This window comes from Nocardia brasiliensis IFM 10847 (assembly GCF_000710915.1).
GTDB classification, from domain to species: Bacteria; Actinomycetota; Actinomycetes; order Mycobacteriales; family Mycobacteriaceae; genus Nocardia; species Nocardia brasiliensis_A.
Genome location: NZ_BAUA01000017.1, coordinates 1 through 607, shown reverse-complemented (window position 1 = coordinate 607; position 607 = coordinate 1). Strand labels below are relative to the sequence as shown.

Below are 607 nucleotides of genomic sequence, written 5' to 3'. Positions count from 1 at the left end.
CGTGCGCTCCGGGTACACGCTCTCCGGCTCCCCAGAAATGGGAACCGACCCGCAATCCCCAGCCCAGCGTGGTGCCAGGGCGGATGCGCTCGGACTGCCAGCAGATCCCGGACGGGTTCACCAAGGAACAAGCCGACAAAGCCGAAACGATGGAAGCCGCCCTCGCCGCAGGCCCGCAGCAACGCTCGGCACGCGTCGCCGAGGGATGCCAGGTGTATTGGCCTGCGCCGTATGAGGTGTGCGGGGCGATCCGCGACAAATACAACGAACTCGGCGGACCCAACAGCTTCCTGCTGTACCCGACCTCCAACGAGCTCACCAATCCCGACGGCGTCGGCAAACGCTCCACCTTCCAGAACGGGCCCATCTACTGGTCCCCCGCCGGCGGCGCGCACCCGGTGGTCAACCACTTCTTCGCCGCCTGGCAACGCAACGGCTGGGAAGGCGGAGTCCTGGGCTATCCGACCTCCGACGAGATCGTCAACCCCGACAACATCGGCCGCCGCCAATACTTCCAAGGCGGCACCATCTACTGGAAACTCAACGAGGCCTACTACGTCGCCGGCGCGATCCGCGACAAATGGGGCGAAACCGGTTGGGAAGGCGG

1 protein-coding gene is annotated in these 607 nt (G+C 65.9%); it reads left to right on the top strand.

Annotated elements, in window-relative coordinates:
- Positions 1-83 precede the first annotated feature (83 nt).
- On the top strand, positions 84-607 hold a 524-nt coding region (locus NBRGI_RS03920), incomplete at its 3' end, for an LGFP repeat-containing protein (RefSeq protein ID WP_029892878.1).